21 protein-coding genes are annotated in these 23184 nt (G+C 66.5%); 7 read left to right on the forward strand and 14 right to left on the reverse strand.

What is annotated here, in order from left to right:
• The first annotated feature begins 2 nt into the window (after positions 1-2).
• From ABGA94_RS18120 to ABGA94_RS18135, 4 genes are all read left to right on the forward strand, one after another.
• A complete protein-coding gene (locus tag ABGA94_RS18120) occupies positions 3-752 on the forward strand; it encodes a hypothetical protein (RefSeq protein ID WP_069138580.1) in 750 nt (249 codons plus the stop codon).
• A 415-nt stretch (positions 753-1167) separates the two neighbouring features.
• Entirely contained in the window at positions 1168-3204 is a 2037-nt protein-coding gene (fusA, locus tag ABGA94_RS18125; protein WP_197599021.1) for an elongation factor G, read from the forward strand.
• A 201-nt stretch (positions 3205-3405) separates the two neighbouring features.
• Positions 3406-3678, forward strand: coding sequence for a hypothetical protein (locus tag ABGA94_RS18130; protein WP_005409616.1), 273 nt, complete (start codon positions 3406-3408; stop codon positions 3676-3678).
• A 110-nt stretch (positions 3679-3788) separates the two neighbouring features.
• Positions 3789-4544, forward strand: a complete 756-nt coding sequence (locus tag ABGA94_RS18135; protein WP_053496662.1) for a SapC family protein — start codon at positions 3789-3791, stop codon at positions 4542-4544.
• Here ABGA94_RS18135 and ABGA94_RS18140 read toward each other — a convergent pair.
• The 11 genes from ABGA94_RS18140 to ABGA94_RS18190 all read right to left on the reverse strand — a co-directional run bounded on the left by ABGA94_RS18140 (position 4501) and on the right by ABGA94_RS18190 (position 15846).
• On the reverse strand, positions 4501-6870 hold the full coding sequence (locus ABGA94_RS18140; RefSeq protein WP_375367876.1) for an ATP-binding protein: 2370 nt from the start codon (positions 6868-6870) through the stop codon (positions 4501-4503). The genes ABGA94_RS18135 and ABGA94_RS18140 overlap by 44 nt on opposite strands.
• Entirely contained in the window at positions 6867-7493 is a 627-nt protein-coding gene (locus ABGA94_RS18145) for a response regulator transcription factor (protein WP_053496660.1), read from the reverse strand. Before ABGA94_RS18145 ends, ABGA94_RS18140 begins: the two co-directional genes overlap by 4 nt.
• Before the next feature lie 313 nt (positions 7494-7806).
• The gene (locus ABGA94_RS18150; RefSeq protein WP_134955170.1) at positions 7807-8340 is read right to left on the reverse strand and encodes a lipocalin family protein; all 534 of its coding nucleotides are present in this window, start codon (positions 8338-8340) and stop codon (positions 7807-7809) included.
• An 8-nt stretch (positions 8341-8348) separates the two neighbouring features.
• On the reverse strand, positions 8349-9422 hold the full coding sequence (locus ABGA94_RS18155) for a cyclopropane-fatty-acyl-phospholipid synthase family protein (RefSeq protein WP_134955169.1): 1074 nt from the start codon (positions 9420-9422) through the stop codon (positions 8349-8351).
• The gene (locus ABGA94_RS18160; protein ID WP_134955168.1) at positions 9419-10204 is read right to left on the reverse strand and encodes a DUF1295 domain-containing protein; all 786 of its coding nucleotides are present in this window, start codon (positions 10202-10204) and stop codon (positions 9419-9421) included. Before ABGA94_RS18160 ends, ABGA94_RS18155 begins: the two co-directional genes overlap by 4 nt.
• Positions 10201-10746 (reverse strand): DUF2878 domain-containing protein, encoded by a 546-nt coding sequence (locus ABGA94_RS18165; RefSeq protein WP_188247395.1) that lies wholly within the window; start codon positions 10744-10746, stop codon positions 10201-10203. The genes ABGA94_RS18160 and ABGA94_RS18165 overlap by 4 nt, the downstream gene beginning before the upstream one ends.
• A 1-nt stretch (position 10747) precedes the next feature.
• Positions 10748-12007 carry a cyclopropane-fatty-acyl-phospholipid synthase family protein gene (locus ABGA94_RS18170; protein WP_005416508.1) on the reverse strand — a complete coding sequence of 420 codons (1260 nt, stop codon included), beginning with the start codon at positions 12005-12007 and terminating at the stop codon, positions 10748-10750.
• Positions 12004-12771 carry a DUF1365 domain-containing protein gene (locus ABGA94_RS18175; protein ID WP_069138572.1) on the reverse strand — a complete coding sequence of 256 codons (768 nt, stop codon included), beginning with the start codon at positions 12769-12771 and terminating at the stop codon, positions 12004-12006. The genes ABGA94_RS18170 and ABGA94_RS18175 overlap by 4 nt, the downstream gene beginning before the upstream one ends.
• Positions 12768-14045: an NAD(P)/FAD-dependent oxidoreductase gene (locus ABGA94_RS18180; RefSeq protein ID WP_375367877.1), complete on the reverse strand. Its 1278-nt coding sequence runs from the start codon at positions 14043-14045 to the stop codon at positions 12768-12770. Before ABGA94_RS18180 ends, ABGA94_RS18175 begins: the two co-directional genes overlap by 4 nt.
• 1 nt (position 14046) lies before the next feature.
• Positions 14047-14997: an acyl-CoA desaturase gene (locus tag ABGA94_RS18185; RefSeq protein ID WP_138951147.1), complete on the reverse strand. Its 951-nt coding sequence runs from the start codon at positions 14995-14997 to the stop codon at positions 14047-14049.
• Between the two features lie 81 nt (positions 14998-15078).
• On the reverse strand, positions 15079-15846 hold the full coding sequence (locus ABGA94_RS18190) for a hypothetical protein (protein WP_032954199.1): 768 nt from the start codon (positions 15844-15846) through the stop codon (positions 15079-15081).
• A gap of 131 nt (positions 15847-15977) precedes the next feature.
• Between ABGA94_RS18190 and ABGA94_RS18195 the strand changes: the two genes are divergently transcribed.
• The 3 genes from ABGA94_RS18195 to ABGA94_RS18205 are packed head-to-tail and all read left to right on the forward strand — an operon-like array spanning position 15978 to position 17978.
• Positions 15978-16601 (forward strand): sigma-70 family RNA polymerase sigma factor, encoded by a 624-nt coding sequence (locus ABGA94_RS18195; protein ID WP_005416513.1) that lies wholly within the window; start codon positions 15978-15980, stop codon positions 16599-16601.
• Positions 16598-17272, forward strand: a complete 675-nt coding sequence (locus ABGA94_RS18200) for a ChrR family anti-sigma-E factor (RefSeq protein ID WP_005416514.1) — start codon at positions 16598-16600, stop codon at positions 17270-17272. The genes ABGA94_RS18195 and ABGA94_RS18200 overlap by 4 nt, the downstream gene beginning before the upstream one ends.
• Before the next feature lie 13 nt (positions 17273-17285).
• Positions 17286-17978, forward strand: coding sequence for an oxidoreductase (locus ABGA94_RS18205; protein WP_188247397.1), 693 nt, complete (start codon positions 17286-17288; stop codon positions 17976-17978).
• Positions 17979-17980: 2 nt separating this feature from the next.
• On the opposite strand, the gene ABGA94_RS18210 is transcribed toward ABGA94_RS18205, so the two are convergent.
• The 3 genes from ABGA94_RS18210 to ABGA94_RS18220 are packed head-to-tail and all read right to left on the reverse strand — an operon-like array spanning position 17981 to position 23077.
• Positions 17981-20380: a response regulator gene (locus ABGA94_RS18210; protein WP_262221726.1), complete on the reverse strand. Its 2400-nt coding sequence runs from the start codon at positions 20378-20380 to the stop codon at positions 17981-17983.
• On the reverse strand, positions 20373-20840 hold the full coding sequence (locus ABGA94_RS18215; RefSeq protein ID WP_005416517.1) for a response regulator: 468 nt from the start codon (positions 20838-20840) through the stop codon (positions 20373-20375). Before ABGA94_RS18215 ends, ABGA94_RS18210 begins: the two co-directional genes overlap by 8 nt.
• The gene (locus ABGA94_RS18220; protein WP_111127675.1) at positions 20837-23077 is read right to left on the reverse strand and encodes an ATP-binding protein; all 2241 of its coding nucleotides are present in this window, start codon (positions 23075-23077) and stop codon (positions 20837-20839) included. Before ABGA94_RS18220 ends, ABGA94_RS18215 begins: the two co-directional genes overlap by 4 nt.
• Positions 23078-23184 lie beyond the last annotated feature (107 nt).

Genomic DNA, 23184 nt, shown 5'->3' on the forward strand with positions numbered 1-23184 from the left:
CCATGTTCCGCACCGTTACCCGCAGCGTGCTGCTTGCCGCGATGATTGCTTCCGTTTGCGCAGCCCATGCAGCGTCGACCTCCCAGGTTTCGCTGGCCAACGCGGCCGAGAATGCCTCGCTGATCGAAACCCGGCATTCCAGTGGCGACGGTGCCGCAGTGACGTCGATGAAGACGCAGTACTTTGCCAACGAGGAAATGTCGGTGAGCTGGGACGACCAGCAGGTACTTGTGCTTTGCAGTGAAGCGGCGTACCTGCAGATTCCTGCCGCCAAGCTCAAGGCCGGGGCGCTGACTACCGAGCAGCGGCAGATGATCGTCTATCAGGCACTGATGTCCGGCTTGGGGGCTGTCGCGGGCGTTGTCGGGCCGGCCGGCGAGGTGGTAACCGTGGCGGATGACGGTAGCGAGACCCGCAGTGTTGGCGAGAACAGCTGGGCATACGGTATCGAGCGCTACGACGTGATCAGTCAGCGGCTGCCGGATGGTGCTCTTCGGGTCCGGACCCGTAAGACGGAAACCGTGAATACCACGCCGCCGGCGGGCCCGGACGACACATTCAGCACCGAAGATGATCAGGCGGCACGCCTGTCCGAGCTGGCGCCGGTGGGGAGCTGGATCGAGGTCGTGATTCATGGTGGCCCACGGCTGCCGCACGTGGACCCGGCGATTTCGTTGAAGGGCTGGATGTCGATGGGAGATGACCAGCCTGCAACAGTGGCCGAGGCGCGCAAGCTGCACGGCTGCAAGTGAGGGCTGCCAGGGGTCAGATCCCTTTGCCAGGGGCAAAGGGATCTGACCCCTATCGTTGTCGGCCTCATCGTTCCATTTATGTGCGCAATATTCACTTGCGCGCCAGATTGGCAGGTCTAGAATGCGCCCCATGAACCGGATGCCGCTCCTGAAGTTTTTCACCCTGACCCGCGCAAGCGCGGAATGGGCGTGTCTGCCTGGAGCTCCACAGGGCCGCTGAAGCGGCTATCGCTGGATCATCCACAGAGCGCCCTTCGGGGCGCTCTTTTCGTTTCTGCAGTTTCATTTCCCTAACCCGACGTACCGCAAGGAGAACGTGCCATGCACCAGATCGCCGAGACCGAACGCTAGCCGCGCACCCTGTCGCCAACCGGGGTGCGCGGCCCCCATCGTTGGCTTTGCAGGAACCTATCTCATGAACACCCAAGTCCTTTCCCGCCGTCGCAACCTTGGCATCATTGCCCACATCGACGCCGGCAAGACCACGCTGACCGAACGCCTGCTGTGGAAAAGCGGCGAGATCCATCGCGTCGGCGAAGTGCACGACGGCAATGCGACCACCGACTTCTCGGCGATCGAGCGCGAACGTGGCATCACCATTGGCGCGGCCGCCGTGCAGGCGCAGTGGGCACCGCGTGATCTGCCGGCGCATCGATTGACCCTGATCGACACCCCCGGCCACATCGACTTCGCCATCGAAGTCGAGCGATCCCTGCGGGTACTCGACGGCGCCGTGGCGGTGTTCTCGGCCGTGGATGGCGTGCAGCCGCAGTCCGAGACGGTGTGGCGCCAGGCGCGTCGCCATCGCGTGCCGCTGATCGCTTTCGTCAACAAGATGGACCGCGTAGGCGCTTCGTTTGAGCGCGTGCTGGAGCAGCTGCAGGACAAGCTGCGCGCGCGGCCGTGGGCGCTGGGCGTGCCGTTGGGCAGCGAAAGCAGCTTCAATGGCTGGGTCGATCTGGTCGATGAGCGCATGCTGCAGTGGCAGGAAGGCGGCGCAACCACGGTGACCCCGTGGGACGAAGCGGCGCGCGCCCAATGGCAGGCCCAGCGCGATGCGCTGGTCGAAGCCGTGGCCGATCATGACGAAGAACTGGCCGATGCCTGGCTGGAAGCTCGCGTGATTGGTGCCGATATGCTGCGCGCGGCAATCCGCCGGGCGACGCTGGCGGGTGCAGGCGTGCCTGTGCTGGCCGGTGCTGCGTTCAAGGACAAGGGCATCGAGACGCTGCTGGATGCCGTGGTCGATTACCTGCCGTCGCCGCTGGATCGCCCTGCTGTCAGCGCCGAAAGCGATGAGGGCGAGGTGATGCTGCCGCCGGATCCGGACGGTCCACTGGCAGGCCTGCTGTTCAAGATCACCCACCAGCAGCACGGCGCGCTGAGCTTCGTGCGGCTGTACTCGGGCACCTTGAAGGTGGGCGACGCGGTGGCCAGTTCGCAGCATCCGCAAGGGCGGCGTGTCAGTCGCCTGGTGCGGGTGCAGGCCGACCAGACCCATGACATCGAGCAGGCCGTGGCCGGTGACATCGTCGCGGTACTGGGCTGGAAGGATGCGGTCAGTGGCGAGACGCTGAGCAGCCGTGCGCAACCGCTGCGGCTGGAGAACATCCAGGCCCAGGCGCCGGTGCTGGCCTGGCGGTTGGAGCCGGCGCGTGCGGCGGACCTGATCCGGATGGCGCAGGGCCTGGCCAGCCTGGCCCAGGAAGACCCCTCGTTCCGTGTGGAAACGGACCGGGAAACGGGTGAAACCCTGGTCTGGGGCATGGGCGAGCTGCACTTGGAAGTGATGGTCGAGCGCCTGCGCAGCGAATGGAAGGTCGACGTGGCCGTAGGTGCGCCACGCGTGGCCTACCAGGAGACGCCGATGCGCCCGATGACCGGTGTCGTCGGGCGGCTGGTCAAGCAGACCGGTGGCCAGGGCCAGTTCGCGCACGTGGTGCTGGATGTGACGCCGCGCGACGACGACCTTGTCGTGTTCAACGACCGCATCGTCGGTGGCGTGGTGCCGCGCAGCTTCATCGCGGCGGTGGAAAAGGGCGTGCGTGCTGCGCTGTCGGAAGGTCCGCAGGGACATCCGGTGGTCGGCATCGAGGTCAGTCTTGTCGATGGCCAGACCCATGCCAAGGACTCTTCGGAGATGGCATTCCATCGCGCAGGCGCCGAGGCGATCAAGGCGGCGCTGGCCGAGGGTGGCACGCAGCTGCTGGAGCCGGTGATGGCGGTGACGGTGCATTCGCCGTCGGCGTCGGTGGGTGATGTGGTCGGCGACCTCAACCGGCGCCATGGCCGCATCGCCCGCATCGAGGACCAGGACGGTCGTGCCGAGGTCAGTGGTTTCGCGCCACTGGCGCAGCTGGTGGGTTACACCACCTCGCTGCGTTCGCTCAGCCAGGGGCGGGCCAGCAGTGAGGCGCACCTGCACGGCTATGAGCCAGTACGCGCGGCATAGGCAAGGTGAGGGGAGCCCGTTCGCGGGCTCCCTCTTTGCATTGCGGTGGGTTCCGTATCCACACCATGCGTGGATGAGGCCGCATCGGTGTGCGAACGTTTGCATTGCGCTGCAACAAATTCGCAGAAAAAGCTGGATTAAAGTGATGCCTCACGATAAATTGCGCACCCCCCGTTGCTCGCCGCCGCCCGCACCCCTCTCATGCGTGATGACAAAGACCCCGGAACCTTGGAGCTGACCCTGCCGCGCAAGCGCGGTCGTCCGCCCAAGTTCGGGTACGCGATGAGCGATGCGCAGCGGGCGGCGCGCTATCGTGCGCGCAGGGCAGGGCAGGCCAATCATGCCGACGTGCGTTCCTGCAGCGACATGGTGCTGCTGGACAAGATCCGTGCGGCGGTCAGTGCCCGCGACACCGAGCTGGCCGGTTTCCTGGTCCACGTACTCTGGCAGCGCTACCCCCTGCAGCTGAAATAGTTCGCCGGTGGGGTGGCCGTTGTCATCGAGCTTGTTGATAATGCGGGATTCAGGTTGTTCCCGCTGGCGTGCCCGGGATGGCAGGCGCGCATGATCGAACGGTTCCCAACATGACCACCACCAGCGACACCACCACCGAAGCGGCGCCGAGCGGCGCCCCCCTGTTCTATACCCGCCCGGTGCCGCTGCAGGCCGATGTGCATGCCGATCTGCGCATCCTGCCGGGCAAGCTGGAGTTCGCCGCCGGCAACAATGCCATTCCGCTGGTGCTGGGCGAGTTCTCGCTGGCCCTGCACCACTTCCCGATCCTGTTTGCCGGCCCGAGCGCGGTTCCGATGGCTGCCGTGGGCGTGTCCGACCAGAACCTGTTCATCAAGGATGGCCTGTGGGAAGACGAGGCCTACATTCCCGCCTACCTGCGCCGCCACCCCTTCATCTTCATCGACACCGGTGCGGAGAATGATTTCCTGCTGGGCATCGACGAAGAGAGCCCGCGCGTGGTCAAGGGGGGCGAGGAAGGCCAGCCGCTGTTCGTTGACGGCAAGGCCACCGAGATGGTGCAGCAGGCCCTGGAATTCTGCGGCCAGTACACCCGCGAACACGAACAGACCCAGGCTTTCTCCAAGGCCCTGGTCGACAACGGCCTGCTGGTGGAGCGCAACGCCACCGTGCGTATCCCGGATGGCCGGGAGTTCAACCTCAACGGCTTCCTGGTCGTGGACGTCGAGAAGTTCGTCGCGCTGCCGGAAGCAACCGTGGTCGAGTGGCACCGCAGTGGCTGGCTGGCACTGATCCACCAGCACCTGATGTCGCTGGGTCGCTTCAATGACCTGACCCGTCGCCAGGTCGAGCGCCTGGCCGCGTGATCAAGGGGGTGGGCAGGGTTCCCGCGACGCGGGCGCCCTGTCCGGCCTGCAGTACGCCCAGCAGGCGCCGTGCGTCGGTCCAGTCCGGCGTGGCGTCCTGCGCCAGATCGACCAGCTCGGCCGCGACGGCGGCGTGCTCGCATTGACCCAGCATCTGTAGCGCGCCCTGCAATCGGTGCGCGTGATGACCGAGCGCCGATGCGTCTGCACGATCGACAATCCGCTCGATCCTGCTGAGTTCATCGCAGATGTCGGCGCTGTAGGCCGCGTCCATTTCAGTCACCTGCTCAAGTGCGTCCACGCTCTCCGGCGCCGGAATGCCCAGCGCAGCGAGCAGTTCGGCGGCGCGCAACGGCTTGGCCAGCACCGCATCGAAACTCGAGTGACGGCAACGTGCGTGGTGACCTCGCCCGGTGCGGGCGGACAAGGCGATCAGGCGGAGCGGATGCCCGTTACGGGCGCGCAGTTCGCGTGCCAATGCGTAGCCATCGATGCCACGCAGCCCGATGTCGATCAACGCGGCAGGGCGGGGGTGGCGTATCTGTTCGGCCAGCGCGCTGGCCGCATCTTCCAGGGCACATACCTCGGCGCCCCAGCGCCGCAACTGTTCAGCAATGACGTGGCGATTGAGTGCGTGGTCCTCCACCAGCAGCAGTTGCAGCCCGGTCAGTGGCGTGCCCTCCACGGGCATGTCCCGGACACTCTCGGCAGAGTCAGCTGCGCACACCGGCAGGCGCAGGATGAAGCGGCTGCCGCGACCGAGGACGCTGTGCACGGTCAGATCGCCTCCCATCGCACGCGCCAGCTCGCGTGCAATGGAAAGCCCGAGGCCACTACCGCCACGCTGATGCCCCTCGCTGCCTTGACGGAAAGGCTGGAACAGTTCGGCTACCTGTGCTGGCGCGATCCCGATCCCGCTGTCGATCACCTCCATCAGCAGCTCCTGCGGCCGCGCTGCTGGAAGCAGTTGCAGGCGCAGCTCGATGCCGCCGATATCACTGAACTTCACCGCATTGGCCAGCAGATTGCTGGCAATCTGGCGTAGCGCATCACTGTCTACCAGAATGATCGGCGAAGGTTCGGCCGGGGCATCAAGATGCAGTTGCAGCCCTTTCCGTTGCGCCTGTGGCCGAATGGCCTCCAGTGCCTGCCGGCAAAGCTGGGTCGCATCACAGGCTTGTGCATGCGGCCTGAAAGAGCCGCTGGCGAGACGCGAAAAATCCAGTGCGCGATTCAACAGGCCGCGCAGGGATTGGCTGGCGCTGCTGGCAGCGGCGAGCAGATCGCGCTCGCCTTTCGGCAGTGCCGATTGTCCAAGCAGCTCGATCGAGGCCAGTACGGCCTGCGCAGAATTGCGCATCTCGTGACTGATCATCCCGATGGCCTGCGCGCTGCGGCGGTCGCCCCGTACCCGCAGGTGACGGGTCATGGGCCACAGCAGCAGGGCGACCAGCAGAGGGGCCAGCAACAGCCAGCCGCGCGGGGGCGAGGCCTGCATCCAGTCCAGTGCGTTTCCCGCCGCTGCTGGCAGGGTCTGGCCTGCCCACAGGTGGAGCAGGCTCGCATGCTCCTCGAGTGTGATCTCCCGTAATGCCTGTCCGATGCGTTCAAGCAGCTGCTGGTCTTCCTGGCGGACGAGCAGGTAGAGGTCGGTGGAGAAGTCGCTGTCGAATGGCTGCAGGCGCAGGCTGCCGTTGAAATGGCGTCGAACCAGCGGGCGCAGCGTGGATTCCAGGCCAATCGCCACGTCGGCCACGCCGGATTGCACTGCCGCCAATGCTGCGTACCGATCAGGCAGGGGCTGCAGCCGGATCTGAGGGTGATGCGCGCGCAGCCAGCCGGCGTAGGGCCCGCCTTCAACCACGGCTACGACCCGGCCGTCGAGCTCGCGTATCTCCCGTGGCAGCCATTCGCCGGCGCGCCCTGCCAGCAGAGTGGCGCCACCCCGGAAGCGGCTGGACGCGGCAAGGTCGGGGCAGGGCAGCTTCTGGTGTCTCGCACCGCCAAACACCATGACCAGGTCGGCCTCGTGATGGCACACAGCGAGGATTGATGCGGCGGTCGTCGGGTAGGGCTGTTCCAGGAAGCTGAGTTGGGCGTGACGCGCCACCAGGTTGGCGTAGCCATGGGCGAGCGTCGGCGGTGATGACGGATCGGCCATCGCCGCGGGCGCGGGGCGTAGGGACGGGGCGGTGGAGACCCGCACGCTGCTGCCCGGCAGCCAGCGTGGTGACCGGATATCTTCCGCCGACGCAGCGGGAAGGAGAAGCAGCACCAGCAACCCGAGGATCAGCAGGCACGGGCGCAATGGCGCATGGCGCCTCACGGAGACTCCAGCCGTTCACGCAGCGCATAGATCTCCACATCGCTGCGCAATCCCAGCTTGCGCAGCACCGCGACCTTCTGTGTGCTGACGGTCTTGATGCTGCGGTGCCGGCGCAGCGCGATCTCCGATACGGTCAGGCCTTCCAGCAGCAGCTCCAGTACCTCCCGCTCGTTGCGGCTGAGCTCGCCACGATCACCGGCCAGCCTGACGTCCGGCGGAATCCGGATCAGGCCCTGGAAGACGCGCACGATGGCGTCGGACAATGCCGCAAGGGGTTCGGCCTTGCTGACGAACCCACCGAGTCCGGCATCGATCAGGCTGTTGAGATTCGTGGTGGGAGAGAGCGTGGCGAAGGCCAGCATTGGTGTGCGCGGGAATTCGCGACAGAGCAGCGTAACCAGCTCGATGCCGCCCAGGTCGCCACGGGCGAGCGTGAGATCGATGATGGCCACATCCACGGGCAAGCGGTGCAGGCTGTCGATCAGCGCACCGCTGCAACCATGGCTGGCGACGATGTCGAACCGGAGATCGCCTGACAGGTGCAGGGCGGTGCCGCGACGGACGACTTCATGGTCGTCCAGGAGCGCCAGGCGAAGCCGGCGCGGTGCAGGAAATCCATTCATGCGCGGGAGGTGGTCAGCGCCCGTGGGCGTGGCCGCCATTCTGGCGCCGCTGTCGCGTCGAACATCGAATTTGTTGCGTTTTTACGACTATTCCTAAAGATCGATGTATGAGCTCCATCGATAAGAGCTGATCCATGGGCTGGACGTATCGTCAGGTTGAAAGCCGTGTGGACGCAGTGTCCTGGCGCGCTCTCGCTGGGTACAGGTGGCCTGGGTTGCAGGGCTGCCGGCACCCTTCGAGGGGGGTATTAATGTGACGCGTCACGCCGAAGTGCCTGGTCACCCGCGAGCCGAGTGGTGGGCGGTTGGCGATCTATCGCACCGACTGAGGTACGCGCCTGAGCCTGCCGGTGTCGTAGCCCATGGCCGCGATGCGCTCCACGGCGTGCTGGTAGTCGCTGTCCGACACCTGCGGGGTACGCGCCATGTACCAGACATAGTCGCGCTTGCTGCGTGCGACGATGGTCTGGCCATAGTCGTCGTCCAGCCAGGCAATCACATACTCAGCCTGGATCGGCCAGACGAACTGCATGCCCCAGATCGCGCCATTGCCGTTCTTCTCCACCCGGCCAACCGGGTGCATCGACTTCTGCGGGGCGTCGAAACTGCCCTTGCGATAGGTGAAGGTCGTCTGGATGCGCCCGTCCGGCCGCAGTGCATAGCTCTCAACCGCGTCGAAGGCCTCGCGCTCCGGCCATGAGGGTATGTGGGCGATCACATACCAGTCGCCCATGAAGCGCGGCACGTCCACCGAGGGCGGGCGGGGCAGGGGACGGGTATCGCTGGAACTGCAGCCGGAACCGAACAGGCTCAAGGCCAGCAGGGGAAGCAGGGAGCGCATGCGCATGTCACACCTCAACGGGGACGGAACAGATAGTGGGCAACCAGCCACTGCTGGCCATCGTCGTAGCCGAACAGCTCGGCGCAGGCCATCCAGAACATGCGCCAGCGCTGCCACCAGATCTTCGCCGCGGCCTGGCCGTAGGTTGCGACCAGTACCGGCATCACCGCCTCGCGGGCCGCATCCTGGTTGGCCAGCCAATGGTCGGCGGTGCGCTGGTAGTGGGTGCCGTCCAGCAGCCAGCGCTGATCGAGTCGCAGGTCGCGCTGGAAATGCAGCAGCGTGTCGGCGGCCGGCATCAGTCCACCGGTGAAGAAATGACGGCCCATCCAGTTGTCGCCGCCCTCGGTCTCGAACGGGTACATCAGCGTGCGATGGGCGAAGATGTGCACGAACAGCGCGCCGTCGGGCTTCAGCCACTGCGCGATGTGCGCCAGCAGTCGCTGGTAATTGCGCACATGTTCGAACATTTCCACCGAGACACAGCGATCGAAGCGTGCCGTGGGCAGCTCAAGCTGGTTGACGTCGCAGGTCAGTACCTCGACGTTGTGCAGGCCCCTGGCCTGGCATTGCGCCATGATGTGCTGGCGCTGGCTGTGCGAGTTGGACACCGCAGTGATGTTGGCCTGCCGATAGCGTTCGGCCATCCACAGGGTCAGCGAACCCCAGCCACAGCCCAGTTCGAGAATCTGCTGGCCGTCGGCAAGTCCGGCACGCTGGCCATACAGTTCCAGCATCGCCTCCTCGGCCTGGTCCAGCGTTTCGCGCCCGGTGGGGTAGTAGCAGCTGCTGTACTTCAGCCGCTTGCCCAGGCAGGCCTGGAAGAATGCCGCGGGAACTTCGTAGTGTTGGCGGTTGGCCGCGTCGGTATGCAATGCGAGCGGACTGTCGGTCAGTTCTGCGATGCGACGGCTGAAGCGCGCGGACTGTGCCTCGATACCTCCCGCCGATTCCTCATGCAGGCGTTGCGCGCACAGGCGCCGGATGCCGGCACGCAGCGCCGCATCGGGAACCAGCCCGCGTTCGGCCCAGGCGATCAGCCCGGTTTCCGCATCTTCGGCCGGATTCAGTGACGGGATCGCGCTCATGCGGAATGCTCCTTGGAAGAACGGGGGAACCAGGGAAAGAACATAGGCGTGCTGCGCTGGTAGGCACGGTAGTCGTCGCCTCGGCTGCGCAACGCCTGCTTCTCGGTGAAGGGGATGCCGCTGAGATAGCGCAGGAACAGATACATCAGCAGCGGCCCGGCCCACGCCAGCCACCACAGGGGGGAACCGACGGCGAGCAGCACATAGGTGAACCAGTGCAGCCACTCGAAGAAGTAGTTGGGGTGGCGTGAATAACGCCAGAGCCCCTCGCGGCAAGTGCGGCCCTTGTTCGCCGGGTCGGCGCGGAAACGTGCGAGCTGGCGGTCGGCCAGGCTCTCGCCGCCGACGCTCAACAGCCAGGCCAGTGCTGCGGCGACTGTCCACGGTGTCAGGCCAGCATGGGGATTGGCTGCCACCGCAACGAAGGGCAGGGCGAACAGCACGACCAGCAGCGCCTGCGCCATGAAGAAGCCAAAGATCTTGCCCTGGTGGCTCTGCCAGTGTTCGCGCAGATAGCGGTAGCGCCCGTCTTCGGGTTCGCTACGGACCCGGCGCCACAGGTGCAGCGCCAACCGGCTGCCCCACAGGCCGCCGAGCAGGCCCAACGCAATCCGGGGCAACAGCGCGCCATCGCCGAGCAGCGCCAGCAGCAGGGCCGAGGCACCCACGCCCTTGGCCCAGAGCACGTCGACGACGCCGATGTTCTGGTGGCGGCGTTGCCAGGCCCAGCCCCAGCTCATCACCAGCACGGCGTACAGCAGCACCCACAGCAGATTGATCATGGCGATGCTCCAGCCAGGGAGGGCGGGGTGGTGCGAGAGCCGCGACGAGCGGTGACGCACAGCAGCGAAAGCGCGATGCACCAGCCCGCGCCCAGCACCAGCAGGCCCTGCCACGTGGGTGCGGCGAAGCGGATCGCATCGAAACCGCGCGCTGCGGAGAGGTAGGCCAGCGGTGCCAACAGCAGGCCGAACAGGGCCGGCAAGGCAGGGTGGCGCAGCAGGAAGCGCATCGAGGTGGTCAGCGTCATCGCGAACGCGGCCCACAGCGCCATGATCCAGGGAGGCGGCACCCAGCCCAGCGGGGCGGCGGCGTAGCGCACGGTGCCGCTGGCGGCAGCACTGGCGTCGACCAGCCATGCGCAGGCCAGTGCCAACACCATCAACCGAAGATCCAGCCGTGGTTGCGGCGACGTCAGCAGCTGGCTGCCGATGTAGAGAGAGGCTGCCAGCAACGCCGGCCACTGCCAGCCGCGCCCGGCGCCGGCCACGGCGCACACCCAGACCAGCTGGTTGCCAAGCAGATTGGGCCAGAATCTGCGCATCTCAGCTGCCTTGGCCCGATGAGGCGCCCGGGCGATGCCCCGGGCGCGCCATCAGCAGATGGGAGACCCCGATCGAGCGCTCCAGGAAGCCGCCCTCGCAGTAGGCCAGGTAGAACTCCCAAAGGCGGCAGAAGCGCGTATCGAAGCCTTGCGCCTGCACGTCGGGCAACCGGTCGAGGAAGCGCTGGCGCCAGGCGCGCAGGGTCAGCGCGTAGGAGTGGCCGAAGTCCTGCTGGGCGATCAGCTGCAGGTCGCTGGACCGCGTTTTGGCGGCCATGATCGCGTTGATCGACGGAATGAAGCTGCCGGGGAACACATAGCGCTTGATGTAGTCGACGCTGCGCCGGGCCTGCTCGTAGCGATGGTCCTCGATGGTGATGGCCTGCAGCAGGGCAACGCCATCAGGCTTGAGCAGGCGCTGCAGCGTGCCCATGTAGGTGTCCAGGTATTCCGCGCCGATGGCTTCGATCATCTCGATCGACACCAGCTTGTCGAACTGGCCCTGCAGGTCGCGGTAGTCCTGCATCAGCAGCGTGACCTGGTCCTGCTGGCCCGCTGCCTGCACGCGCTGGGCAGCCAGCGCGTGCTGCTCGGCGGAGATGGTGGTCGTGGTGACGTGGCAGCCGTAGTGCTGCGCGGCGTGCAGCGCAAAACCACCCCAGCCGGTGCCGATCTCCACCACGCGATCGCCCGGCTTGAGCTGGAGCTGCTGGCAGATGCGGTCCAGCTTGCGCCGGGAGGCGGATTCCAGCGACTCGTCTTCTGTGTCGAACAGGGCTGAGGAATACATCAGGTCCGGCGACAGGAACAGGGCAAAGAAGTCGTTGCCGAGGTCGTAGTGCGCGGCAATGTTGCGGCGGCTGCCTTCACGGCTGTTGCGGCGCAGGCGGTTCCAGCCGCGCAGCAGCCAGCCGCCCACGCGGGCCGGGCCGCGCTCCATGCCGTCGAGCAGGTCGCGATTGCGCACCAGCAGCCGGATCAGCGCCACCAGGTCATCGCAGTGCCATTCGCCCTGGATGTAGCTTTCACCTGCGCCCACGCTACCTTGCGCTGCAACCTTGCGGTAGAACGCCGGGTCATCGATGGTGACGGTCACCTGCAGTTCGCCATGAGCTTCGCCCAGCCAGACTTCGCCGAGTGCATCACGCACGCACAGGCGGCCGTCGCGCATGGGGGCAAGCTGTTCCAGCAGGCGGCGGCGCAGGAAGGCATCCAAGGCGCCGGGACGCGGCAGGGCGACCAGGGGAGTCATCGAGTTCATCGTGGTTTCTCGGCAAGGGCAGGGTGGTCATGCACGGGGTTGCGCTTCAGCCACAGCCGCAGCGCGTGCCAGTGGATGGCGGCCATCACCTGCAGGGTCATCAAGGGATAGCAGGCCAGGACCCGGGCCAGCCCGCGGCCATCCAGCGCGTGCCGCTGCATGGTCTGGGTGGCATCAAACTGGCGAACGCCTTGGCGCCAGACCTGCATGTGCACGCGCAGATCATCCTCCGGGCAGTTGAACCGCCAGTCGTAGTGGCAATCCATCGGCATGAACGGTGAGACATGGAAGCGCTTGTCGAACCGCCAGCGCAGCGAGGCGCCTTCGTGGGTGGCCGTGGCGACTGGCAGCACATAGGCGTGCCGTTCCTTCCAGGGCGTATTGGTGATCTCGGCGACGATGCAGTCCAGGGTGCTGCCATCGGACTGGTAGCAGTAGTAGAAGCTGACCGGGTTGAATACGTGCCCGGCGAAGCGAAGATGGGTGAGCAGGCGTACCGGGCCGGTAGGCCGATAGCCCAGGGTGGCCGCGGCACGGTCGCGCACCGCATCGGCCAGGGGTTGTGCGGGATTGCCGAAGTAGTCGCTGCGGCGGAACTCGGCCAGGTTGCGGCGATTGACCGACCACAGCCAGCGCCCGGCGAACACGGTCTCCAGCTCGTCCAGATCGAGCAGCAGCTGCGCGATCGGATAGCGGAATGCGTGGGGCTGCGGATGATGCCGTCGGTGCATCACCTGCCCGAAGTAGAGTGCGCTGGCACTCACGCTGCCACCTCGCCGGGTACAACGCTGTCACGGTGCGCGGTGCACTCGCGCATCGCGTCCACCACGCGGCGGGCGCTGCGGATGCCGTCTTCGTGGAAGCCCCAGCCCCAGTATGCGCCCGCGAACCAGGTGTGGCGGCGGCCCTGCAGTTCTGCCCAGCGCTGCTGGGCACGGATAGCGGCATGATCGTGCACCGGGTGGGCATAGTGCAGCCTGCGCAGCACCTTGGCCGGGTCGATCGCCTCGCTGCGGTTGAGGGTCACGACCAGCGGGGTGTCACCGGGCAGGCCCTGCAGGAGGTTCATGCAATAGCTGACCGTACAGGGCGCGCCTGGATCCATGGGAACGTGTGCATTCCATGCAGCCCATGCTTTGCGGTTGCGCGGCAGCAACGATGCATCGGTATGCAGTACTGCTTCGTTGGGCTGGTAGCGGATGGCGCCGAGTACTTCGCTTTCGACCTGATCGGCGTCATGCAGCAGGGCAAGCGCCTGGTCGCTGTGGCACGCCAGGATGACCTCGTCGAAACCCTCCACGCCGGCCGCGCTGTGCACGCGCGCGCCCCACGGCATGCGTTCGACCGAGTGAATCGGGCATTCCAGCCGCTCGCGCACCCGCCAGCGGGCGCGAAGGGCATCGACATAGCGTGCCGAGCCACCGCTGACTACCCGCCAGGGTGCGCGCCCGGTCATCTGCAGCATCTGGTGGTTGGCCATGAACTGGGCCAGGTAGCGGGCCGGGAACTGCATGACCGTGGCGGTCGGTGACGACCACAGTGCCGAAGCCATCGGCAGCAGGTGCTCGTCGATGAAAGCGGTGCCGTAGCGCTGGCTGCGCAGGTACTGGCCCAGTGTCGGGCCTTCGTCTTCCGCCAGCAGCAGCGGCGCATCCCGGTAGAACCGGCGCAGGTCGGCCAGCATTCCCCAGAAGCGCGGCGAAACCAGATTGCGACGTTGGCAGAACAGGCCATCCAGCGAAGTGGCGTTGTACTCGACGCCACTGCGCTCGCTGTGCATCGAGAAGCTCATGGTGGTCGGCTGCGAAGCCACACCCAGTTCTTCGAACAGCGCCGTCAGCAGCGGGTAGTGCAGGGGATTGAAGACGATGAAACCGGTATCCACCGCCATGCGCGTGCCGTCCACCTGCACGTCATGGGTGTGGGTATGCCCGCCCAGGTAATCGTTGGCCTCGAACAGCGTCACTTCGTGTTCGCCGTCCAGCCACCAGGCGCTGGCCAGGCCGGCAATGCCGGAGCCGATGATCGCGATGCGCATGTCAGTACCTCGCCTTGGCCAGTACCCACTCGGGGATGGGCTTGAGCCCCTTCACCAGGCCCATGGCCGCCATTGCGCGCAGCCCGTACCAGGTCAGGTCGATCTCCCACCAGCGAAACCCCTGGCGGACGGTGCCGGGGAAGAAATGGTGGTTGTTGTGCCAGCCCTCGCCGAAGGTAAGCAGCGCCAGCCAGAGGTTGTTGCGGCTGTCGTCGCGGGTCTCGAAGCGCCGCCGGCCAAAACGATGGGCCAGCGAGTTGATGGTGACGGTGGCGTGGAACAGCACCACGGTGGAGATGAAGAAGCCCCACACCAGCAACTGCGGGCCAGAGGTGTGCAGCCCGGGCGCCCAGCGCTCCAGGCCGGCGCCGAGTGCGTACAGCGCAGCAGCCAGCAGTACCGGCACCGCCGTATCGAAGCGGTCCAGCCAGCGCAGCTCCGGGAAGCGCGCCAGGTCAGGCACGCGCGATAGATCCGTGGCGAATGCCTCGCGGGTGAGGAACCAGCCCATGTGGCTGCGCCAGAAGCCGCCTTCGCGAGGCGAGTGCGGGTCCAGTGGCTGGTCGGCATGCCGATGGTGATGGCGATGGTGGGCGGCCCACCACAGTGGCCCGCGTTGCACGCTGGACGCGCCGATCACTGCGAACACGAACTGCACCGTTCGCGATGCCTGGAACGTCCGGTGCGAGAAGTATCGGTGGTAAAAGGCGGTGATCGCAAACATGCGCACTGCGTAGAGGGCTGTGGCGACGATCACTGCCGTCCACGAGATGCCTACCCAGATCACCGCGATGCAGGCCAGGTGCATCAACGCGAACGGTACGGCGCGCAGCCAGTCGATGCGTCCGGGCTCGCCAGCGGCGTGGTCCGCAGCGCTGCCGGTGTCGACCCAGCGCTTCAGGGTGCGCAGCAGGCGCCAGCGTCGGCGGGGGAGGGGCGCTACAGAGGCCATGGCGGATCTCGGCGGGTGTCGTGTCTTCCTCTACGCAGCAGTGCGCGCAATGGATGCGGCCGGCTGTGGAGAATTTCGGCTTCACTTGGGCATCACGCTGCAGCGCCCGACCAGGGGCTGCGTCCAGGCCTGTTGCCATTCGTTGGCGGACCGCTCGGCCACCGGCGAGCTGAAGCGCACCGTGACCTGTGGGTAGGTGCCGCGGGTATCGCGCAGGTTGCTGGTTCCGCGGAATTCCAGCAGGCGGCGGTCGGCGCTGGCATAGACCAGCGACAGGCGCGGCGCGATGCCGCCGTACCAGGTGTCCAGACTGACCTCGATGGCCTGGGCGTCGATGCCCTGCCAGCGAACAGGGCCGGTACGCCGCACCTGCACCGGGAAGAAGCGCTGCCGCCCCGGCACCAGGAAGGGCAGGCTGATGCGTTCACCTTGCAGCAGCGCTGGCCAATGCTGGCGCACCGCGGCGTCGAAGCCCGTGTCGATCACCGCATCCGGTGCCAGCTCAAGCCGACGCTGACGCAGCTCGCTGGCGGCATCTTCTTTCCAGGCGATCGACACCGACTCGCCACTGGCGTCGACTTCAGCGGTTTGCCCGCTACGGCTGTCCTGCAGCGAATAACCCCGGGCCTGCGGGCGGGCGCTGGCCGGCAGATGCTTGCGGGCGAAGGGGCGGCCATCCGGGCACTGATAGAGCACCCAGCGCTCGGCACCCTCCGATGGGCCGCGCCGCCAGTGCACTTCACGATAGAGCAGATCGCCCTGCGCCGAGGTGGCCACGCCCTCGTTGCGCAGCCAGGGCGCCGCCAGCGCGGCATGGGGCAGGCACAGCAGCAGCCAGGCAGTGCGCATGGTGTTCATCCGGTAGGGAGGCTCAGGTCATACGGCGGGCGCGGCTGCTTGGATGCACAGTGCCTGCTGCATCCAATGGCCGCCCCTGCGCGTAGAGAGGACAGACCTTCACCTGCCCGCCGCTCACGCAGATGTACCCTGACGCTGCCAGCACCCTCCTCAACTTCGATACCGCACGCACCGTGTCCAGTTCCCAGCAGCCCAGCAGCGAGCCGACGAACTGGGCCGATGACATGGACAGTGTGGCGCGGCTGCGCGACCGCGACTGTTTCATGCGGATCTATGACTACTTCATGCCGCGGCTGTGCGTGTATCTGCGTGGCCTGGGGGCACCCGACGCCGTGGCCGAGGAAATGGCGCAGGAGTGCCTGCTGCGCCTGTGGTTGCGGGCGGCCGAGTATGATGCAGCCCAAGGCGCGCTGAGTACCTGGCTGTACCGGATCGCGCGAAACCTGCATATCGACCGCATCCGTCGCGAGCGCAGCTGGATGCGGGTGCAGGCAGCGGTGGAAGACGCCGCGGCCGTGGAGATGATCGAGCGCAGCAGCGCCGAGCAGTTCGCCGACCAGGCGCGCCTTCGCCAGCGCATCAACGAGCTGCCCGCCGTGCAGGCGAGGCTGGTGCGGATGTCCTATTTCGAGGCGAAGAGCCATAGCGAGATTGCCCAGGCGCTGGGCATGCCGCTGGGAACGGTAAAGTCACACCTGCGACGTGCGTTCCTGCAACTGCAGGCCAAAGTGGGAGGTGCGCTGTGAATCCGCACCACCACCTGCACGAATCCACGCTGATGAGCTATGCCGCCGGCGCGCTGCCGGCGCCGTTGAGCATCGTGGCCGGTGCCCACCTTGAGCAGTGCCCCCACTGCCGCCAGCGCCTGCGCGATGCCGAGGCGATCGGCTCGGTGCTGCTGGAGCAGACCCAACCGCCCGCAGCCGATGCGCGTCGCGAGCAGTTGCGCGAGGCCATGCTGATGCAGTTGGCCTCGGAAGTGCCGAGCGCCATCGCCGGAACCAGGCGCCCTGTGCCGAGGGAGCGGCCCGAGGCCGATCCGGACCATCTGCCCGCCTCGTTGCATCCTTACTTCGGCGCTTCGCTCAGTGCCCTGCGCTGGCGCTGGATGGCGCCCGGCGTGCACTGCATCAGGGCTGAGCAGATGCCCTCGCTGATCATGCTGAAGATTGCCCCGGGCAAGTGCCTGCCGATGCACAGCCATGGCCGCAGCGAACTGACCCAGATCCTGCGGGGCTCGTACAACGACGCGCTGGGGCTGTTCGCGCCGGGCGACGTGGCGGACCTGGATGAGGAGGTGGAGCATCAACCGGTAACTGCCCCGGGTGTTCCCTGCATCTGCGTTTCAGCGCTGGACGCGCCGTTGGTGTTCAGTGGCTGGTTGGCGCGGAAGATCCAGCGTTTCGTGAAACTCTAGCGTGGCTGCGACCATGACCGGGAAAGGTGCGTTGAGGATTCTGTTGACCGGTGCCTCGGGCCTGGTCGGGCAGGGCGTGGCGTTGGCCTGCCAGCGCTCGCCGCAGGTCGGCCATCTGGCCGCGCTGGTGCGGCGCCCGGGCAGCCTCAGCGGAGCGGGTAGGGAGCTGGTTGTTCCTGACTTCCTGCATATCCAGGGGCGCTCGGATGAACTGGCCGGGTTCGACGCATGCTTCTACTGTGCCGGTGCGCCACCGGTCGGCACGGCTGAGGCCGAGTATCGACGCGTGACCCGGGACATCACGCTGGCGGTGGCCCGCGCCTGGGCAACTGCGAATCCCGAGGGATGTTTCCTGTATGTATCCGGTGCCGGCGCGGATCCACAGAGCAGATTGATGCCGCTGAGGGTCAAGGGCGAGACCGAAGTGGCATTGCAGGCCCTGCCGGTGCGCACGGTGATGCTGCGCCCCGGAGGCGTTCGTCCGGTCCCGGGTACCGGCACCCGTCATGCACTGCTGAAGCCGCTGTACTGGGGCGGTGCGCCCTTGATGAAACTGGCCGGCGCCGTTGCGCCGTCGTTGATGACCAGCAATCTGGCGCTGGGCCAGGCGATGATCGCACTGGCCGGGCGGGAGCATCCGCCGGGCACGGTGGAATGCGCGGACATCAACCGGATCGCTGCTGGCGCGCGCGATCCGGCGTCCTGATCTCAGTGTGGCACCGTCTCCAGCGCGGTGCGTACCGCAGTCGCCAGGTCACTGCGGGTAAACGGCTTCGGCAGCAGTGCAACGGCCCGTCCCTGGCTGCCCACCTGGTCGTGGTCGCGCGGATAGCCCGACGTGAACAGGACGGCGACTTCCGGCCAGCGTTCACGGACTTCACGCACCAGCTCCCAGCCCGACATGCCGGGCATCACCACGTCAGAGAACAGCAGGTCCACTTTGGTATCAGGGCGTTCCAGCAGCCGCAGTGCGGAGGGGCCGTCGTGGGCTTCCAATACCCGGTAGCCCAGCAGCCGCAGTGCATCCACCGTGTGGGCGCGGACATCGTCGTTGTCCTCGGTCACCAGGATGGTTTCCTCGCGCGGCGAGTAGCCCGCCAGGCCGGTCTGCGGGGTGCGCGCTTCGGAGGGCAGGGCCAGCGGTGAGCGCGGGAACATCATGGTGATACTGGTGCCGCCGCCTTCCACCGAATCGATCAGTACGTGGCCGCCTGACTGCTTGACGAACCCGTGCACCATCGACAGGCCCAGGCCGGTGCCACGGCCAACCTGCTTGGTAGTGAAGAAGGGTTCGAAGACCCGGGCAAGCGTCGCCGCATCCATGCCGTGGCCGTTGTCACGCACCCGCAGCATCACGTACTCGCCCGGCGTCGCATCCGGGAACAGCGCAGCGTAGTCGTGGTCGAGGTGGCTGTTGTCGACCTCGATCACCAGCCGGCCGCCGTGCGGCATCGCATCGCGGGCATTCACCGCCAGGTTCAGTACGGAGGCCTCCAGCTGGCTGACGTCGATCTCGACACACCAGATGTCCTCGGCGCTGCGGATCTCCAACTGCACCAGCTCACCCAGCGCACGCTGCAGCATGTCGTGCATGTCCAGCAGGCGCTCGTTGAGGTTGGCGGCCTGGCTGCGCAGCGGCTGGCGGCGGGCAAATGCCAGCAGACGCTGGGTCAGGCTGGCGGCACGGACGACACCCTTCAGTGCATTGTCCAGCGCACGGCTCACCATCGCTCCGGGTTCGCCCGCGCGCTCGCTGAGCAGCATGGCGTGCTCGACGTTGCCGGATATGACCGTCAGGATGTTGTTGAAATCATGTGCGATGCCGCCGGTGAGCTGGCCGACCGCCTCGATTTTCTGTGACTGGCGCAGCGCATGCTCAGCCTGCACGCGCGCGGTGGTTTCCACGGCCTCGGAGACCACAGCGGTGACCACCCCTTCCGTATCGAGCAGTGGACGGAACGAGAAATCGAAGCTGCGCCGCCCGGTCGGGAGTTCCAGTTCCAGCGCATGCAGTGAACTGCGGCCCTGTACGGCTGCGGCCACGGCCCGATCGATCAGCGCGCTGATGCCCTCGGTGGTGCCGAACCAGACCGATTCGGCGAAGCGTTGGCCAACGACGTCCTTCTTGTCTCCCAGCACCGCGGCCAGTGACGCGTCATTGGCATCGACCACGCGTCCGGACAGATCCAGCAGCACCTGGTGCTGGAAACTGGATTCGAAGATCGCCTGCAGGCGCCGCTTGCTGGCGCGCAACTCGGCCGTGCGTGCCTGTACCTGCTGCTCAAGCAGCTGGTTGTCTTCGCGCAGGGCCAGCTCGGCCTGCTTCAGCAGCGAAACGTCGCTGCCCAGGCAGATGTACCCGGCCACGCTGCCATCGGCGGCATGCTCGGGCACGCAGTCCATCTGCACGAATCGTAATTCGCCACTGCGATGGATCAGTTCGACCTGGAAGCGGGCTCGCTCCCCCTGCAGTACGCGTTCCAGGCTGGGCAGGGCGTGCTCGAAGGCGGAAATGCCGCTGACATCCCGAGCCGGCCGACCCAGCAGTTCTGCAAGGCTGAATCCATGCCAGTCCAGGAACGCCTTGTTGGCAAACCGGTAGCGATGGTCCTTGTCCAACTGGGCGATCAGCGCCGGGACGGCATCGGTGACCTGCTGCAGCTGGGCCTGGCTTTCGTTCAGCGCGGCCTGCGCATTGGCCAGCTGGGTGCGCTCGTGCGCCTCTTGGCGAGCGCGGCGGATGGCGTCGGGCAAGCGTTGCAGGCGTTGCTTCACCACGTAGTCGCGGGCGCCGCGCGTGAGTGCCTGTACCGCCAGTTCCTCGGTAAGGGTGCCGGAAACAAAGATGAAAGGCGTGTGCGGCACGCACTCGCGCGCCAGGGCAAGTGCTGCGTCACCATCGAAGCCTGGCAGGACATGATCGGCGAGGATCACGTCGAACGGGCGGCTTTCGATGGCCTCGATGAACGCGTTGCGGGTCCACAGGCGCTCGGCCTCGAAATCGAGGCCGGCACGCTGCAGCTGGGCGCTGATCAGCTCCGCATCAAGCGCGCTGTCCTCCAGCATGAGGATGCGCAGGCGCTCGCTGCGGCGCGATCCATCACGCATTGCGCTGCCCCGAGCCGTTGGGCCGATGCGGTGGCGGCTGGTTGGTGATGCCCCAGAACATGCCCAGGCCCTGGATGGCGTCGAAGAATTCCTTGAAGTCGACCGGCTTGACCACGAATGCGTTGACGCCCAGTTCGTAACTGCGCACCAGATCCTGCTCCTCGCGCGAAGAGGTCAGCATCACAACCGGGGTGCTGCTCAGGTACGGGTCGCCACGGACCTGCTCCAGTACTTCCAAGCCATTGACTTTGGGCAGCTTCAGGTCCAGCAGCACGACCACCGGGCCGCCGTGCATGGCACCGGCGAACTTGCCTTCGCAGCGCAGGTAATCCAGCGCTTCGGCGCCGTCGCGTACATGGATGACATCGTTCAACAGCTGGCAGCGCTCAAGCGCGGCCATCGTCAGCTCTGCATCCTTGGGGCTGTCCTCTACCAGGAGGATCGGCCGCAGGTCCCTCATGGGTGTTCTCCTGTGGAGCGGGGTAGGGTGAAGTGAATGGTCGCGCCCTTGCCGGGCTCGCCCTCGGCCCAGGTACGGCCGCCATGGCGGCCGATGATGCGGCGTACGTTGGCCAGACCGATGCCGGTGCCTTCGAATTCTTCCACATGGTGCAGGCGCTGGAACACACCGAACAGCTTGTCGACGTAACGCATGTCGAAGCCGCAGCCGTTGTCGCGCACGAAGAAGTGATCTTCGTCGTCGCTGCGGTCGTGCCCAATCTCGATCATCGCGTGCTCACGCTCGCGGGTGAACTTGATCGCGTTGGCCAGCAGGTTCTGCCAGACCAGGCGAAGCATCGTCGGGTCGGCTTCCACCTCCGGCAGCGGCGCGAGCGTCCACTGCACGTCGCGGCCGGCGTAATCCAGCGCCAGGCTCCGGCGCACGTCCTCGGCCAGGGCAGCCATGTCCAGCCGCACCCGCCCCAGCGTGGAGCGTCCCATCTGCGAGAAGCTGAGCAGGTCATCCACCAGTGTGCCGGCGGACTTTGCCGAATCGACGATCGTATCCAGGAAGCGGCGCTCGGTCTCGTTGAGGCGGTCGCCCGCCGAGCTGCCAAGCAGCTCCGAATAGCCCACGATGTGGCGGAAGGGGGCGCGCAGGTCGTGGCTGACCGAATAGGAAAAGGCTTCCAGTTCCTTGTTGCTGCGCAGGAGCTGTTCGTTCAGTTCCGCCATCTCCTCGGCCTTGCGCAGCACGATATCGACGATGGCCGTGCGCATCTCGTGCGCCGCATCGCAGTCGGCGTCGGTCCACGGCAGGCTGCGCTGCCGCACGGTCTCCTTCCAGGCGTCGAAGGAGCTGCGCGGGGAGAGTGCGACGCCGGGCGCTGCGGTCTTGCGGGGGTCTCCCCCCCAGCGCACGGTTCGCACCACCTCCGGCCGGAACCACATCAGGTAGCTGTCATGCAGCTGCGAAATGGACACTGCCAGCAGGCCGCTGGCTACATCGGCCAGGTGCGCGGCAGGCGACCAGTCGGCGGCAAGGTGGTCGGTGCAGTAGGTTTCCTGGCCGGGCTGCCGGGTAGCCAGCCAATCGGCCAGCGCCAGCACGTCGCTGGCGGGCGGGCACTCACCCACGCGCATGCAGTCGCCCTTGTGCACGATGGCAGCCCCGGCCGCGCCGGTCAGCGACAGCAGGCTGCCTTCGTCCTGGCGCAGGGCCGCCATGAATTCTTCGTCGCCGGCCATGCGGCCCAGCAGCTTGACCAGTATCGAGCGACGCGCGACGCGTTCTTCAATCGCGAGCGCGCGCTCCTTCAGTGCAATCTGCAGCGACAGGATCTGGCCCATGAACTCGCAGGCGGTACGCACGTGGTAGGGCAGGCGGCGTGGCTGCACGGTGTGGCAGGACACCAGGCCCCATAACCGCCCCTCATGTACCAGTGACACCGACATCGACGCCCCGGTCCCCATGTTGCGCATGTACTGAAGATGCACGGGGGACACGCTGCGCAGCACGGCCAGGCTCAGGTCGGTCGGTGGCGCCTCGCGGTGGTCTTCGGCCCGCATCAGCGGGGTAGGGGTATAGTTGTTGTCCGCGATCAGGCGCACCCGGTTCCGGCGGTACAGTTCGCGGGCCTGTGCGGGAATGTCCGACTCGGGAAAGCGCAGGTCCAGGTAGGACGGCAACAGGCCATTGCCATCTTCGGCCACCACGATGCCATTCCAGCCAGCATCGAATTGATAGACCAGGGTGCGGTCAAAGCCGGTGAGCCGCCGCATGTGCGCGGCCGCAAGCCTGCACAGGTCTTCCACCGTCGCTGCCGATTCAATGCCGGTCATCAGCTCGCGGATGGCTGGATACAGTTCTTCCAGCGAACCGGGCTGGCCGGGAACCGGCGCCTCCAGCTCGACCAGAAGATCCGTGGCGGAGCGGTGCACGAGCAGCTGATGGCGGCCGTGCCCATCCAGGTGCACGGCACCGACATGCGCGCTGCTGCCCACCGTCGCCTGTTGCAACACGCCCTGGAACGGTGCCAGCACGCCGCCCAGCACTTCACTGACGTGCCGCATCAACGGTTCGCCGAACTGTTTCAGCAGCCCGGGGTGGCTGATGGCGCGCTCGCGTACCTGCAGGGACTGCGGTTCAACGACCAGAAGCACACCGTAGGGCTGGATCGCGCCAGGGGTGTGGATCGGTTCGCGCGCGCAACGGGACAGGGCAGTGTCGTGCGCGGATTCGGTAGGAGGCGTCAAGGGCGGGACTCATGATTCGTGGATGGCTGGAACGGCCCAGCACTGCATCCGGTGTGCATGGATGGTGAAGCAAAAGCGTGCCGCCGCATACCACCACGTGAATGTGA

This window comes from Stenotrophomonas sp. 3diitr2024, from assembly GCF_042136455.1.
Taxonomy (GTDB): domain Bacteria; phylum Pseudomonadota; class Gammaproteobacteria; order Xanthomonadales; family Xanthomonadaceae; genus Stenotrophomonas; species Stenotrophomonas sepilia.

What these genes read in the sequence shown, in the direction of transcription:
- ABGA94_RS18155 (WP_134955169.1), bottom strand. Translation starts at nt 9,422, where the DNA reads ATGAGCGCGATCCCGTCACTGAATCCGGCCGAAGATGCGGAAACCGGG.
- ABGA94_RS18135 (WP_053496662.1), top strand. Translation starts at nt 3,789, where the DNA reads ATGACCACCACCAGCGACACCACCACCGAAGCGGCGCCGAGCGGCGCC.
- ABGA94_RS18160 (WP_134955168.1), bottom strand. Translation starts at nt 10,204, where the DNA reads ATGATCAATCTGCTGTGGGTGCTGCTGTACGCCGTGCTGGTGATGAGC.
- ABGA94_RS18205 (WP_188247397.1), top strand. Translation starts at nt 17,286, where the DNA reads ATGACCGGGAAAGGTGCGTTGAGGATTCTGTTGACCGGTGCCTCGGGC.
- ABGA94_RS18215 (WP_005416517.1), bottom strand. Translation starts at nt 20,840, where the DNA reads ATGAGGGACCTGCGGCCGATCCTCCTGGTAGAGGACAGCCCCAAGGAT.
- ABGA94_RS18150 (WP_134955170.1), bottom strand. Translation starts at nt 8,340, where the DNA reads ATGCGCATGCGCTCCCTGCTTCCCCTGCTGGCCTTGAGCCTGTTCGGT.
- ABGA94_RS18130 (WP_005409616.1), top strand. Translation starts at nt 3,406, where the DNA reads ATGCGTGATGACAAAGACCCCGGAACCTTGGAGCTGACCCTGCCGCGC.
- ABGA94_RS18120 (WP_069138580.1), top strand. Translation starts at nt 3, where the DNA reads ATGTTCCGCACCGTTACCCGCAGCGTGCTGCTTGCCGCGATGATTGCT.
- ABGA94_RS18190 (WP_032954199.1), bottom strand. Translation starts at nt 15,846, where the DNA reads ATGCGCACTGCCTGGCTGCTGCTGTGCCTGCCCCATGCCGCGCTGGCG.
- ABGA94_RS18165 (WP_188247395.1), bottom strand. Translation starts at nt 10,746, where the DNA reads ATGCGCAGATTCTGGCCCAATCTGCTTGGCAACCAGCTGGTCTGGGTG.
- ABGA94_RS18185 (WP_138951147.1), bottom strand. Translation starts at nt 14,997, where the DNA reads ATGGCCTCTGTAGCGCCCCTCCCCCGCCGACGCTGGCGCCTGCTGCGC.
- ABGA94_RS18170 (WP_005416508.1), bottom strand. Translation starts at nt 12,007, where the DNA reads ATGAACTCGATGACTCCCCTGGTCGCCCTGCCGCGTCCCGGCGCCTTG.
- ABGA94_RS18180 (WP_375367877.1), bottom strand. Translation starts at nt 14,045, where the DNA reads ATGCGCATCGCGATCATCGGCTCCGGCATTGCCGGCCTGGCCAGCGCC.
- fusA (WP_197599021.1), top strand. Translation starts at nt 1,168, where the DNA reads ATGAACACCCAAGTCCTTTCCCGCCGTCGCAACCTTGGCATCATTGCC.
- ABGA94_RS18195 (WP_005416513.1), top strand. Translation starts at nt 15,978, where the DNA reads ATGTACCCTGACGCTGCCAGCACCCTCCTCAACTTCGATACCGCACGC.
- ABGA94_RS18210 (WP_262221726.1), bottom strand. Translation starts at nt 20,380, where the DNA reads ATGCGTGATGGATCGCGCCGCAGCGAGCGCCTGCGCATCCTCATGCTG.
- ABGA94_RS18145 (WP_053496660.1), bottom strand. Translation starts at nt 7,493, where the DNA reads ATGAATGGATTTCCTGCACCGCGCCGGCTTCGCCTGGCGCTCCTGGAC.